At 70.1% G+C, this 12849-nt stretch carries 13 protein-coding genes and 1 pseudogene; 4 read left to right on the forward strand and 10 right to left on the reverse strand.

The window, feature by feature from the left end; all coding sequences use genetic code 11:
- The 9 genes and pseudogenes from AB0C36_RS32375 to AB0C36_RS32415 form a co-directional block, all read right to left on the reverse strand.
- Positions 1 to 507, reverse strand: a pseudogene (locus AB0C36_RS32375) (hypothetical protein); the annotation flags it as partial.
- Positions 504 to 1088 (reverse strand): RNA polymerase sigma factor, encoded by a 585-nt coding sequence (locus AB0C36_RS32380; RefSeq protein ID WP_358361176.1) that lies wholly within the window; start codon positions 1086 to 1088, stop codon positions 504 to 506. The pseudogene AB0C36_RS32375 and the gene AB0C36_RS32380, both read right to left, overlap by 4 nt.
- 819 nt (positions 1089 to 1907) lie before the next feature.
- The gene (locus tag AB0C36_RS32385; protein WP_358361179.1) at positions 1908 to 2972 is read right to left on the reverse strand and encodes a ParB/RepB/Spo0J family partition protein; all 1065 of its coding nucleotides are present in this window, start codon (positions 2970 to 2972) and stop codon (positions 1908 to 1910) included.
- On the reverse strand, positions 2969 to 4216 hold the full coding sequence (locus tag AB0C36_RS32390) for a ParA family protein (protein ID WP_358361182.1): 1248 nt from the start codon (positions 4214 to 4216) through the stop codon (positions 2969 to 2971). Before AB0C36_RS32390 ends, AB0C36_RS32385 begins: the two co-directional genes overlap by 4 nt.
- Positions 4217 to 4418: 202 nt before the next feature.
- The gene (locus AB0C36_RS32395) at positions 4419 to 5357 is read right to left on the reverse strand and encodes an LPO_1073/Vpar_1526 family protein (RefSeq protein ID WP_358361185.1); all 939 of its coding nucleotides are present in this window, start codon (positions 5355 to 5357) and stop codon (positions 4419 to 4421) included.
- Positions 5354 to 5584: a hypothetical protein gene (locus AB0C36_RS32400; protein WP_358361187.1), complete on the reverse strand. Its 231-nt coding sequence runs from the start codon at positions 5582 to 5584 to the stop codon at positions 5354 to 5356. The genes AB0C36_RS32395 and AB0C36_RS32400 overlap by 4 nt, the downstream gene beginning before the upstream one ends.
- Before the next feature lie 554 nt (positions 5585 to 6138).
- Positions 6139 to 6348, reverse strand: a complete 210-nt coding sequence (locus tag AB0C36_RS32405) for a hypothetical protein (RefSeq protein WP_358361190.1) — start codon at positions 6346 to 6348, stop codon at positions 6139 to 6141.
- Positions 6349 to 6421: 73 nt separating this feature from the next.
- Positions 6422 to 6859 (reverse strand): hypothetical protein, encoded by a 438-nt coding sequence (locus tag AB0C36_RS32410; RefSeq protein ID WP_358361193.1) that lies wholly within the window; start codon positions 6857 to 6859, stop codon positions 6422 to 6424.
- A 50-nt stretch (positions 6860 to 6909) separates the two neighbouring features.
- Entirely contained in the window at positions 6910 to 7236 is a 327-nt protein-coding gene (locus tag AB0C36_RS32415; protein ID WP_358361195.1) for a hypothetical protein, read from the reverse strand.
- Between the two features lie 172 nt (positions 7237 to 7408).
- Here AB0C36_RS32415 and AB0C36_RS32420 point away from each other — a divergent pair, with 172 nt between their 5' ends.
- Together AB0C36_RS32420 and AB0C36_RS32425 are read left to right on the forward strand one after the other, a co-directional pair.
- Positions 7409 to 8182 carry a hypothetical protein gene (locus AB0C36_RS32420; RefSeq protein ID WP_358361197.1) on the forward strand — a complete coding sequence of 258 codons (774 nt, stop codon included), beginning with the start codon at positions 7409 to 7411 and terminating at the stop codon, positions 8180 to 8182.
- Positions 8183 to 9270: 1088 nt separating this feature from the next.
- A complete protein-coding gene (locus tag AB0C36_RS32425) occupies positions 9271 to 10512 on the forward strand; it encodes a replication-relaxation family protein (protein WP_358361199.1) in 1242 nt (413 codons plus the stop codon).
- 73 nt (positions 10513 to 10585) lie between these two features.
- Here the strand turns inward: AB0C36_RS32425 and AB0C36_RS32430 are convergent, their stop codons facing one another.
- Complete coding sequence (locus AB0C36_RS32430; RefSeq protein WP_358361202.1) at positions 10586 to 11164, reverse strand: hypothetical protein; 579 nt, start codon at positions 11162 to 11164, stop codon at positions 10586 to 10588.
- 140 nt (positions 11165 to 11304) lie between these two features.
- Between AB0C36_RS32430 and AB0C36_RS32435 the strand changes: the two genes are divergently transcribed.
- Entirely contained in the window at positions 11305 to 12267 is a 963-nt protein-coding gene (locus tag AB0C36_RS32435) for a hypothetical protein (protein WP_358361204.1), read from the forward strand.
- Complete coding sequence (locus tag AB0C36_RS32440; protein WP_358361207.1) at positions 12264 to 12836, forward strand: AAA family ATPase; 573 nt, start codon at positions 12264 to 12266, stop codon at positions 12834 to 12836. The genes AB0C36_RS32435 and AB0C36_RS32440 overlap by 4 nt, the downstream gene beginning before the upstream one ends.
- Positions 12837 to 12849: the final 13 nt, after the last annotated feature.

The raw sequence follows: 12849 nt of genomic DNA on the forward strand, positions 1-12849 counted from the left end.
GTAGTAGATGTAGCGGTACACCGTGTCGAGGTAGTTGTCGTACAACTGGGCGAACGCCTCGCCGTCCCCGTCCTGGGCGAGTTCGACCAGGGCCACGATGCGGCCCGCCTCCCCGTCGACAGGCTCGTCTGACGACACGTCGGCGACCCTGCGCCGGCCACCGTCGTGGTGCTCGGCATTGTCGGATCGGGTCGGCGTTTCCAACGACTCGACAGCGCCCACGACCTCGACGGCCACACGCACCAACAGCCCTGCGGAAGCAGTGGGCGTCGCAGTCCTCGAAGGGCCAACGCCGGCAGCGCACAGCAAGGACCACACCTTTTCGTCGGCGAGGGTCGGTGTCACCACGGGTTCCGGCGGCACAGGGGCATCGCCGGTGAGTGCCAACACCGCACTGAGGCCGGCCTCCTGGTCTTGCTCGAACCAGCGGCCGACTCGGTCGCCACTCGAGGCCAGGATCGCGTCCAACTCGGGATCGGTCCTTGCCGACCAGTTGTCGTTGGTCATTGCAGTCCCCCACTCCGGAGGTTGCGCAGCTTGAGGGTGCTACGCGCATCGAACAAGGCCTTGCGAACGGCGCCTGCCGTCGAGGAGATCCGTGCGGCGATCTCGGCCGGGGTATAGCCGTCCAGGGTCCAGGCGAGGACCTGCGCTTGGCGGCTGGGCAGTGTGCGCAGCACATGCAGGACGTGAGCCTCTTCGTCGGACAGCCCGAACGCAGCGCAGGCCCGCTCGTCGATGTGGTCTCCCGACGCGATCTCGGGTAGCGACGTCGTGACCCGCCACGCTGTGGAGCGTGTGGCACACCATTTGCGGGACGCCACAACGCGGATCCAACTACGCGGGGCGTAGATGGCGTCCCACTGGAGCCACAAGTCCTGCATGGCTTCCTGCGCAATGTCGCGGACGTCATCGAAGTCTGCGCCGCGCCTGTACAAGAAGCGACACAACGCTGTGAACTCCTGCCGATAGAAACGGCAGTACTCCTCCACGGCTTCGGGACTGCGTCTGTGGCGTGACCCCGTGTGGTGATCCTTTTCGTCGGGGCAAGCCGTGGTCGCTGGGGGCGGCGATTCGAATTGATTCACCGCGGCCTCCCCCACATCTGCCCGGCGGGCTGGCGGTGCGGACAGCGCATCCAGGTGCGCCTGCTGCCATCGTCGGGCAGTCGGCCCTCGAGTACCCGTGTTGAAACCGGGGGGTGTTCGTCCGGCATCGCGTCCTCCCCTGAGCGGCGCGGTGCCGCTTGTAGGGATAGGTGGGGCGCGACACACCGCAGCGTTACCTGGCCGGAGAAACCGATCGTCGACGGAACGGTGGGCAATGCTGCAACCGTTCCGCTGCATCAGGCCGCGCAGGAAGCACTGCTCCTCCAGGCCTCGTGTCGATCTGCTGACGCCCTGGTACCGCCGCCCCGGCCCACCAGCGCACACCCCATCCCGAAGCTCGACAGCCGCGGTCTGCGATGTTGCCCGCGAAGCCGAGGCCCAGCGGTAGGGCAACCTTTACCGCGGTAAAGCCATGCGGCCGGGCTGTCTCCTCCACGTGCCCGTAGGCATCTCGCCGTGTACGAAGACTCCGCAGCCTTTCGAAGGGTCCAAGGACTGGCACCCGAGCCGAAGAATGGTCTCAGCCGACGTTGTCCGTGCCGACGGAGACGAAGCCCCTCGGGAAGAGGAGCAGCAGGGGTGGCAAGACCCGCCTTCCCCGAGCGGCCCAAGGCACGGGCATGTGACATCGAAGCGCCGGGCGCCTCCCTCATGAACGGCGGGAGCGGCCGCCGCCGTCGTTCGACGACTGCAGGGGAGAGCCGCGGACGCGTCCGTCCCTCACGGCAAATGCTCGAGGCCTCGGCTCCCGAACTTCGGGAGCCGAGGCCTCGAGCAATGGTCGGCTCAGCCGACCGCCTACAGCGGGGGAGGGAGGCGCTGGATCACTGCCTCGACGTGCTCGTGCAGTCGAGACACCAAGGCCTGCGCGCGCGCCTGGTCAGCGCGGCTCGCTGCTTCGCACGAGGCGGGCAGTTCCTCAAGAGCCTCGGCGAATCGCCCCGCCAGTCCGACGGCCGACTCCAGTTCGGCGAACGCATCCGAGGCATCGGGAGGAGTGCCGGGTGAGCTACCCGGCGACGCCTGGTGGGGGAGAGCGGGCTGCCGCGCGGGCTTTACCGCGGTAAAGCCCGCGTCCTTGCGTTGCCGTCCCTCCTCCACATCGGCGGCCTTCCGGCGCTTCTTCGGTTGGGCCTGCTGCTCCTGCCGCACGGCATGGCGTGCCTGCCATGCGTCGACTTGCTCGTCGGCTGGGAGCTTTGCCAGTTCGCGTGTCTCCCGCACCGGCAGATCCCCCGTACTCACCAGGACCTGCAGATCGGGAGCAAGGTCGAGCAGGTACATCTGCTGGGTGACCCACCCTGCGGACTTCCCGTAGTACTCCGCGACCTTCGCTTTGCCGCCGAGTTCCTCGGTCATTGTCCTGATGCCCAGGGCACGCTCGATCGGGTCGAGGTCCTCGCGGTCGTTGTTCTCGGAGAGCACCGCGTCCAGGAAGTCCGCGCGGGACTTCGCCACCTCGTCGTCGACCACGACGTCCAGCGTCGGCAGCCCGACAGCTCGGGACCCGCGCCAGCGTCGCTCGCCGTTGGCGATGACGTACGGCGCGTTCCCGATGTTGTCGGCTTCGTCGGGCCACAGCGCGAGGTAGGCCTCGCGGGTGACTGCGACGGCCGGCTGGAGCTGCTTCTTCTTCAGCTTCAGGCCGAACTCGCGCTGTGCTTCCTCGGTCCCGAAGTTCCGGCGTGGGTTGAAACGCGTCGGGATCAGCTGCGCCAGGGGCAGTGCCCGCAGGCGGCTGTCCGCGGCGCCGGCGGTCGCGGCGCCGGTGGTCGCGGCGACCGCCTGCCTGCGGGCGCTGACACCGCCGCGGGCGCGGGCGAACGAGGAGCCGGTGCCCAGTTCATCGGCTACACGAGTCATGAGACCTCCCGGGCCAGGGCCCGCATCGTGGCGGACTGCTCGCCCCGCGGTGCGTACGACAGCAGCGGCTGCTTGAGGCGGACGGCTTTGCGTTGGTCGGTGAGTTCGCCGATGACGCCGACCACGCGCGGGTCCTTTATGTCGAACCAGTTCTGCAGCGAGGACGTGGCGATGAAGCCGCGGCGCGGGTCGTACATGTTGACGACGATCCCCAGGTAGTCGATCTCCACGGTCATGTCTTCGCGGAGGTCTTCGATCTGACTGATCAGGAGGTCGTACGCGTCCGCGCTGCTGTCCTCGGCCTGGACGACGATCAACGCGCCGGAACTGCCCGGGGCTTCGCCGTCTCGTCGGCGGCCGTAGTAGAGGGCGGCGTCCATGCTGAGGCCGAGGCTTGGGGGGCAGTCGACGACGATCTCGTCGTAGAAGGGTTCCAGGGGAGCCAGCGCTCGTTCGAGGGCGGCCTCACGGAACCGCACCTTGGACAGGGCTACGTCCAGCAGGAAGCCGTCCTGGCATCCGGGAAGCAGATCGAGGCGGCCGCCGTACCGGTCGTCGGCGATCGGCACGACAAGCTCCCTGATGTCCTTCTTTGCCTCCCCCGACATGTGCTTGCTGAGACTGTCGACGTCCGGGTCCATCGGAATCTCGTTCTGGCCCAGTTGGCTGGTCAGGTGACGCTGCGGATCGAAGTCGACCAGCAGGGTGCGGCGGCCCAGCCCGGGCAGTTCCTCGAAGTCCAGCGGGTCGCTGGTCTCGCCGGCGTCCTGGTCGAGGAGAGCAGCGAAGTGCTTGGAGATCCGCACCAGATGGAGCGCGTCGGGGTTCTCGGCAAGAGCTTCGCCGAGGCCGGCGGACACCGCCGTCTTTCCGACGCCGCCCTTCTGGTTGCAGACGATCCGTCGCCGCGGGTGCTCAGCTCGGGGGGTCGCCGGGACCGGGTTCATCTCCAGCCAGAGCTGAACGGACTGGGCCAGGCCTTGCGTTAGGGACACACCTCGGTCGGCTGCGGCCTGGCGGAACTCGTTCCATTGGCCGCGGGGGAGCAAGGTGGAGAACGACTCGGCGCCGGACGTGTCGACGGCTCCGGGAACGGAGGCGAGGGAGAGCCAGGCGGCGATGCCCTTCTCGACCGCAGTCTGGATCTCCGTGCGGTGCTGGGCTGCCCGGACCTTGAGCGCCTGCCACAGCCATCCCGGCAGCTTGGATACGACCTTCTCGCGGTCGCTTGAAGGGGAAGTCATGACAGGTACCTTACTAACGTGGCATCAGGTCCTGTTCTGCGACACGTTAGGAATGCCAGATCCTTTACCGCGGTAAAGTTGCGACCTGAGGGGCGTCCCGATCCAACGCCACCCAACTGGGCTCTTTCACCACGCAGTTCGCGAGCGTCTTCGGGGCTGCTGTCCGCGGAGAACCGTCCCCACAGCGTGCAACCGTGCTCACTCAGTCCGCGTCGGGGTCGAGACCTGTGGCGTTGAGGGCTTCACATAGGTCGAAGTCGAGTTGGCTTCCCAGGACTCGGCGTGCGTTCGCGTAGCCGAGCGCGAGGCCCGGGGGAGTGCAGTCAAGAGGGGGAAGCAACTCACGGCGCTCGTCGCGTTCGTGGGCGGGCAGGAGCGGCTCGGCGAAGATCTCCTCGTAGACGGCCTTGTGAGCCTTGCTGTTCACCTCGTCGTGCTGCCGCGACCAGGCATCCCGGTCCATCTGTGACTCGTGCTGCTCATCCCATCGCGCCAGGTATTTCCACCCCACCTCCGCGAAGACAGGGCTCTCCTCGTACCCGTGCTTCGTGGCGCAGCCCAGCCGAAGGAGATGGAGGGTGTCGCGGGGGGCGGGGTTCAGACCGGAGACGAACGGCACGACGAAATCCCGTGTATGGGCGCGCAAGGCTTCATAGGACTCGACGTGCGGTCCTAGGGGTGCTTCGCGCACCACGAACGTCAAGGCCAGCATCGTCAGATGCGTGTGGGTGAGTCGGGGGAGGAGCAGCAGGGACTCTTCGAGGACGATGCCCGCATGCGTGTTCGGGGTGGTGTTCGTCTGGGCCACGATCGTCTCGATCAGGACGCCTTCGACGGCGGCGTCGCCTCGAAAGGCATGGATCTCCTGGGCTTTAAACAAGCATCGCTGCATCCAGGGTTCGGCGAACAGTGCGAGCCTGTCCGGGGCGTCCGCGGCGAGGCGATGCAGCACCGCGTCCACGATGTCGGCTGCCCGTGCCTCTGCCAGGTGTGCGGCCTCGGTCGACAGGGCCAGGAAGTTGGCCCGGAATGTGTCGCGCGCGATCGCCGCCACGTCCTCGTACGACGGCCCCAGGCGCACGACCTCGGCCTGGATGTTGGTCGAGTTGTCACCGGAGCGCTGTCGCTGACGCCGTATCACGTGTTGCCGGACCGGAAATCATCACCGATGGTGAGGTCGTTCCCGACCTGGATGTTCGTCGAGTGGTCCCCACCGGCCTGGTGTTGGCGGCTGCTGCTGCGCCGATCGAAGAAGAACCACCCAGCCAAGGCGATGGGAATCGCCACACCGAAGCCACCGAAGACCCATGTAACCCAGGACATCGAGCCCCCCACGATGCCAGCGTGGGCTGTGTAGCCCATCACCACATACTCCGAGCGTAGCGGTGTGCCCCACCCGAGGAGGCAGCAATCGGCCCGGAGGTGAACGGAGTTGAACTGTCCTGGCTACGCCCACCGAGCCCACGCGGCCGGTTGTCCGGCCTCCTGCGCAGCGCAGCCCTTTCGGCGACCGCGACAGGCAGGACACGATGGATCGGCGTCGCAGCAAGACAGTGCCCCCCGGGAGATGACGGTCGCCTCAGCGCCGCCTCATTCACGGTTGTCTGCGGACAACCGACGGCGCCCAAGCGAGAAGTCCCTGCGGTTGCAGGCTCAGTCGCGCAGCGTGGAAGGCGCCGGATGACGTCCCGGCGTTCGGCAAGGGGAGTGCGCCTGCGCCGGATGACTCCCGGTTCTTTGCGTTGTGGAGGATTCGGTGGCGGATGACCGCTTGAGGCGGCTACGTCCAGATGGGGGACGCATGCGTAGGTGGTCTCCGAAAATTCGGGAGATCGCCGCTGGTCAGCGCGCTGCGGGTGACGTGTCCGACGTCGGGCAAACGTCACTTGAACGTCACTCGGACGTCGCTTTCCTGGCGGCGGTCAGGGGCTGTCGCGGTGCCAGCGCCAGATGCCGCCGGGGTCGGGTGCGTACCAGGACCGGCCACCGAGGTACGTGCCCCGTTCGCTGACCAGGGCGGTGCCGGAATCGTCGCCGTCGGTGCGGCACCAAGCCTGCGCGCCGTTCATCGGCCCGTCGTGGAGTTCGACCCAGGTCCAGTGCCCGGTGGCGGCTTCGTGCGTGGGTTCCATGTGTCCCAGCCTGCCGCGTGTCTTCTGAAGCCGGGAGGACTTCCGCGTTGTCAGCTGACCGCGGAAGGCCGGGTCATGTGGTGGCGGTGCGGAGCCACTTGTCGGTCTCTTGGAGGGCGCCGGCCGCGCCGAGGGCGTCGGTGAGCATGACTGCGGTGGTGACGGCCATGGTGTGGATCTGCCCGGTGAGGTCGTCCAGGTCCGCCACCGCCCCGAGGAACCCCGACTCTCCCGTGGCGACGCGGTCGACTGCGGTGGTGACGGCGAGTTCGGCGTCGATCGGTGCGAGGGCAGCTGTGGCGCGCAGGGCCTTCACCGAGTGCGAGGGTTCGCCGAGTTCGTCGAAGTTCACGTCGTGTCCGACGATGAGCACGGCCAGGACCTGCTCCAGCCGCTGCCTGTCCAGGCCTTCGAGGGCGCGGTGGACCGCGGCCTGGTCGCGGGTGACGTATGCCCGAAGCAGGTTCACGGACAGCCGTACCGCGGCGTGCAGTTCCGTCTCCGTCGTCATGCACCCGGCCTACCCCAGCGGCTGAGCGCAGTCCGGCCGGGACGAGGTGTTCACCCGAACGGGTCCCGGCTATCAGCTGCTTCGTTCGGGGCCGACGGCGGGCGGAAGAGGGCGACCATCTGGTGCCACTGGTCCATGGTGATGATGAGGACCTGGTCGCGGTGGTCGGCCATGCGCAGGTAGAGCTCTTCGCCGCCGGGGAGCGGGGCGAACTCGATACGGTCCTCGTCGCGGACGCCGAGCGGGAAGTACCAGTCCAGCCCCCCGAGGTCCTTCGTCGTCCCGACGGTGCGCACTTCCAGCGCCGCGGCGAGCGCGTCCTGGGCGGCTTTGGGGATCGCCAGTTCGCCCCTGGTTGGTTCGGGCCTGTCCGTCATGGTGAGCACTCCCCCTTGTGCGTCGGTGGTGTCCGGCATCCGCTTACGCGCCATCTCGCAGCGTCTCAGTGTGCCGTCGGACCGCCCCTCGGGTTCGCGGTTCGTCGGCGCCCGGGCCGGGCCGGTGGCTAGCGTGGGGGAGCGAGCTGTCCACGACGGGGGAGGACCGCCCATGCCGAAGCCCGATGCCGATGTTGTCCTGCCGGTGCCGGTGAAGCAGGCGCCGGCGCGCGACGACCACGCCTGGTCGTTCCGGGACGTGGGCGGGACGCGGACGCACGTGCGGCTGCGGGTGTGGCCGACCAAGGACGGCGGGCACCTGGTGGTCGCCACCGAACTGCAGATGGGCGCCGGCCTCATCAACGCCGCAGAGGCACTCGTGCGCGGCGTGGTCGCCGAGTTCGGCGACCAGGTCGCCGTGGTCCGGCACTTCCCGGCCTGGACGATGACCGCGTTCGAGACCGACGACTTCGACCTCCTGGTCCTCGACGAGCACGGCATCGCCCACGACCACCAGGTCACCCGCCAGCTGCTGGACCTCCTCGGCGCGCAGCTGCTCGGCTTCCCCGGCGACAACCTGCCGAAGCCGGTCGACACGGCTACGGACGTGCCGCCGCAGAGCGTGCACCTGGCGCGTATGGTCGCGGCCGGGCTGCGCCTGGACCAGGACCGCGTCACCCAACGCCGCCCGAACGGCTACCCGATCGCACACGGACCGGTCGCCGCGGCCGACGTCGACGCCGTCACCGCGCTGCGCCTGGCGCTGTCGGCGATCCAGCACCTGGCGCACTTCGTCGACGGCATCGACCTCGGCGCCCACGGCACCCGCGCCAGCGCCCGCCGGCACAAGACCAAGGACCGAGTCTTCGAGGCGCTGGTCGACCAGGTCTCGGAACTGGACGAGGTGTGCCGCGAACTCGACGACGAGCAGCGCACCCAGGCCTGACCGCACCGCGCGCACCGCACCGCGCGCACCGGCCGCCGGTGCGGTGCGCGCGCCACTGACAGATGCCCCGGGCCGCCTTGCCACGGCACGCGCGGCGCGGCACCGACGCGCGTCCGCGATGGCGCTGTCACGACACTCGTGCGGCGCACGGTGCGGTGCGCCGCACGGGAACCACACCCGGTTCATCCCGATATACCCCTTGACTGCTACGGTTTGTCCCTCCGTCGTTCTGTCTGATTAATCCGGATAACCCCCTCGACAGTCCTGGTTTGTCCCCTCAGCTCGGTGTCTTCGAGCGGCCGGGCGCTTTGCCGCGCGCCAGGATGCGCGCATCCCGGCGCGGCGCGCTTGAGGTGGTGCGCGCGTCCGGCCGTGCGGTGCGGATCGCTCCCACGCGGTCAGCAGGTGCGCGCACCGCGTCGGCGGCGCGCCTGCGGTGCGCGACCGCACCACGCGCATGCGGCGCCCCGCGCACCGGACCGAGGCGCGCGGCGCGCGCCCCCGCGCACCGCACCACGCGGCCGGTGCGCGCACCGCATTCCGGATTCGGGGCGAACCAGGAGGACAGGGGGCCCAATCGGACATGCGCAGCACCCTTGGCCACGTTGGCCTAGAGAGGTCTAGGCCGGGTGCGTTTGTGCTGGTCAGAAGGCTTGGCCGGGTTGGCCCAGACCGCGGACAAGGGGGTGGTGTTCACGCTGTGCGGTTCGTGGGTCGGCGAGGGGCCGGCCTCGGGGCGTGCCGGGAGGCGCAGCGTGGACGAGAACGACAACGGGACGGCCGGGCGGGGCAGTCGGAGCGGGCAGGCCGGGCCGGGTGGGGGAGCGGGGAACGGCCTGCCAGGCGGTCCAGAGCACGCCTCGCAGTCGCCTGGGAGGGGCGGTGCGGGGGCGGCGGACAAGGGGGCCGCGCGCCCCTCCGCGGGCCCCTCCATGGCGCCCTCCGCGGCCGCCGTGGCCGAAGACCCCGCGATCCCAGGCGGGGCTTGGGAAGCGGGCCCCGAGGGCGGGTTCGACTTCCCTTCTGTGCCTGGATCCTCGGCACAGCAGGGAACCACTCCCGTCCGCGCGGCCTGGCAGAGCACTGGCGTGCACCGGTCTGATTGCCTTCTCGCCCTCGCGGTGTTCCAGCGGGCGACCGGCGAGCAGTTGTGGAGGATGCTCCGTCCACACCACCGCCATGACCGGATCACCCGGGACACGCTCGGCGAGCTCCGGCGGCGGGGGATGGTGCGGGTGGAGAGCCGACTGGCGTCCGGGCACCAGCTGTGGGTGCTGACCGCGCGCGGTCATGCGGAGGCGAAGACCATGCTGCCGCCGCACGTGAGGATGTCGGCGCTGCGCCCGGCCCCGCCCGCCGGCGCGGTGCGGGCAAGAGGTGCGGGCGGGTTCGACGCGCACGCCGCCGCGGTCACCTCCACTGCGGCGCACTTGATCGGCTCGGGGTTCGGCACGGTGCTCTCATGCCAGACCGAGGTCGCCCACAAGCTGCCGTACGGGTACACCCAGTACGCCGACCTGGTGGTCCGCGCCCCCGACGCCGGCGTCCCCGTGCTCCTGGTCGAAGTCGACCGCGGCACCGAGCCGGTCGACGAACTGGTGGCGAAGCTGCGCCGGTACCGCGAGTGGTTCGAGCTCCTGGCCCCGAAGGCGGATGCGCAGAAGGCGGAGTACGCCCAGCACGGGGACGTCCACCCGTTCCGGCTGTGGTCGCGGGTCTATCCGGGGACGGGCCGCGAGGGCTATCCGCCGCTCGCGTTCGTCTTCGCCGGCACCACGCCCGCGCAGCGCACGAGCCGGATCCAGCGCCTGAAGGAAGGCGCCTGGCCGTACTGCGCCGGGCGCTACTACACCCGGGCGGGCGACGACGAGATCACCGCGGTCAACTACCACCAGGCCGTGCCCGTGGTCGTGACCGAACTCGAGCAACTGGACGCGCACGGCGCCGGCGCCGCGGTGTGGAAGCGGTTGGGGCGCAGCGGCTGGCAGACCCTCACCGACGCCCTCGACAACCCGAACGGCGACCGGCTCTACGAGGCCGAGCGCGCCGAGGTGCACCGCCGCGCCCAGGAGCACGCCGCGGCCGCGCGGGAGGCGCGTCGTCCAGTGTGCACCCGGTGCGGTGCCAGGTTCACCGACGCCCGGTGGGAGCAGGTCGAAGCCGCGCCGCGCGGGTCACGGAAGAACGAACTGTGCGGACCGTGCCTGGAGGCCAAACGCATCCGCGACGACGGGAAAGACCGTATGCGCGAACACGACGCCGAACTCGCCACAGCCGTCCAGGCGCGGCTCGCCGCACTGCCTGACCCCGCGCGCCGCTGGCTCCGCTGACCCACGCGCGAGAGCCCAGGCCTCGACACGGATCGGGACCGGGGCTCCCTGGGTCGCTCTCCGATAGGCCGGGTCACGTGTACAGCGGCACCGATCCCAGTTCCGTGCGGGCCTGGCGGGCGGCGGTGGCGATGGCTGCCACCCCGTGGCGGCCGTCCCGGGTGAGCCGGTAATAGGTGCGCAATGCGCGGTGGTCCGGCGTGTCCGGTGTGTGCTGCTCGGGGGTGCGGGTGGCCCATCCGCACTCGTGCAGTGCGGTGAGCAGTGCCGCGGCGGCGGTGTGGTGCGCGGTCGCGCGGGAACCCAGGTCGTGGGCGTAGTAGTCGGCGTCCGTTTGCAGGGCCAGGACGTCGACCATCGCCAGGCGCACGGGGGTCAACGCGAGCGGGGCGGCGTGCAGTGCCGTGTAGAACCGCGCGGCGGCCTCGCCGTGCGCGGTGAGCGTGTGCCGCACCGTGCCGTCGGTGCGTTCGGAGGCCGCCCATCCGTGGTCGCGCAGGATCCGCAGCGCCCGGTTCACGCCTTGCATGGACAACCCGTGCTCGGCGGCGAGCGCCGTCGCCGGATGCGGGCCCGGCATGCGGGCCATGAAGATCAGGAGGTCGGCGCCGGGGGTGTGCACGCGCGGCACAGGCGTGGGACGTATCGGCATGGCGGCAGGGTAAGGGCCGCGGCGTCGAAGATCACGGGATTCTCCGACCCGGGCACCCCCAGGTACGCCTGCCCATAGATGTGGTTATTTTCTGGGCCTGGGTATGGGCATATTGTGGGCATCTCTGGGACGCTGGTGTCATGCGGACCGACGAAGGCACCACCCGCCCCACCACCGGCAGCGAGGACGGTCTGGCGGCCGAAGTCCGGGCGCTGCTGCGCGCCGGCCTCCCGGTGCGCCTCGGAGCGTGCGGGCCGGGCCTGCTCGGGCTGCGCGGGGTGAAAGCCCGGACGCTGCACCCGGCCGACCCGTCACACCGGGCCCGCGCGCTGGACGGGCTGCTCCGCGAGCAACTGGACCGCTTGGAGAACACCGAGCTCGCCGTCGCAGCCCGGCTGCTGTTCGGCGCCGAGGCCGCGACGTCGGGCGCGACGCTGACCGCCCGCCGCCAGGCCGCCGCGGATGCGTCCGGGTACGAGGTGCACCACTTCCGCAAGCGGATCGAGCCGAAGCTGGTCGACCTGGTCGCGTGGCAGCTGCGTCGCGACAGCGACACCTTCGCCGCCCGCCACGCGACCGCGCCCGAACTCCGTGCCGCGTCCCGGCCGCTGGTGCTGCCGGCGGATGTGTTCGCGTGGGAGGCCGCCGAGCACCAGCATGCCCTTGCCCGCCTGTGGGGCGCGGTGTACCTGCTGCGCGCCGAACTGCTCACCGTCGCCCGCCTGGTGAGCATGGACGCCCCCGAGGCGGAGACCAACGCCGCGGCGACGGCGGCGCTGTGGCGGCATGCCCTCGTCCTGGCGGCCGCCGCCGAGTACCGCGCCGCGTACGGTGCCGCGCTCCTGGACACCGACGACACCAGCCTGGGCCCGGACCAGATCGCCGCCTACGCCGGATGGACCCCGCCCCTAGACCCGGCCACCGAACTGCTTCTCATCCAGCTCGCCGACCCCGCCGCTGGCCTCGCGGACTTCACCACCCGCCTCGAAGCCGCCCCCGGCGGCCCCGACATCGCCGCCGCCTGGCAGCACGCCCTGTCCGGCCGCGACCGCGGCACCGACCCGAACACCCCGCACACCAACCCGGAAGGGCCCACCTCATGAGCCTGGAAGACCTGCTCAATCCCGACACCCCGCCGCGCCGCTACGTCGTGACCGGCGGCCCGTCCGCGGGCAAGGAAGCCGTTATCGCCGAACTCCACGCCCGCAACGTGCCCGCGAGTGAGGGCGAACCGGCGCGGGAGATCTACCGCCGGCACCGCGACCGGCTCGGCCGGCACCTCCAGGTCGCCGACCGCCGCGCCTACTCTCGCGACGTCCTGGCGGCGTTCGTCGCCGAGTACTGCGACCACCAGTTCGGCTTGCGGTTCTACAACCGCGGCATCCCCGACGGCTACGGCTGGGACGCCTTCTTCGGCCTCGGCCCGTACCCCGAACTTGAGGAGGCGACCCGGGTCTACCGCTACGACGCGGTGTTCGTCTTGGACCCGCTGGACGACTTCGACTCCGAGGACGACCTGGTCTTCGCGAAGGAACGCGAGATCCGCCGTGTCCACGAGCTGATCGTTCAGGGCTACTACGACGCCGGATACCGCCCGATCTTCGTCCCCGCCGACGAGCCGGGCCGCCGCGTCGACTTCATCCTCGCCCAGATCCCGGTCCCCACCACCTGACCCGCCAACATCC

The sequence above is a fragment of the Streptodolium elevatio genome (assembly GCF_040649515.1).
GTDB lineage: Bacteria > Actinomycetota > Actinomycetes > Streptomycetales > Streptomycetaceae > Yinghuangia > Yinghuangia elevatio.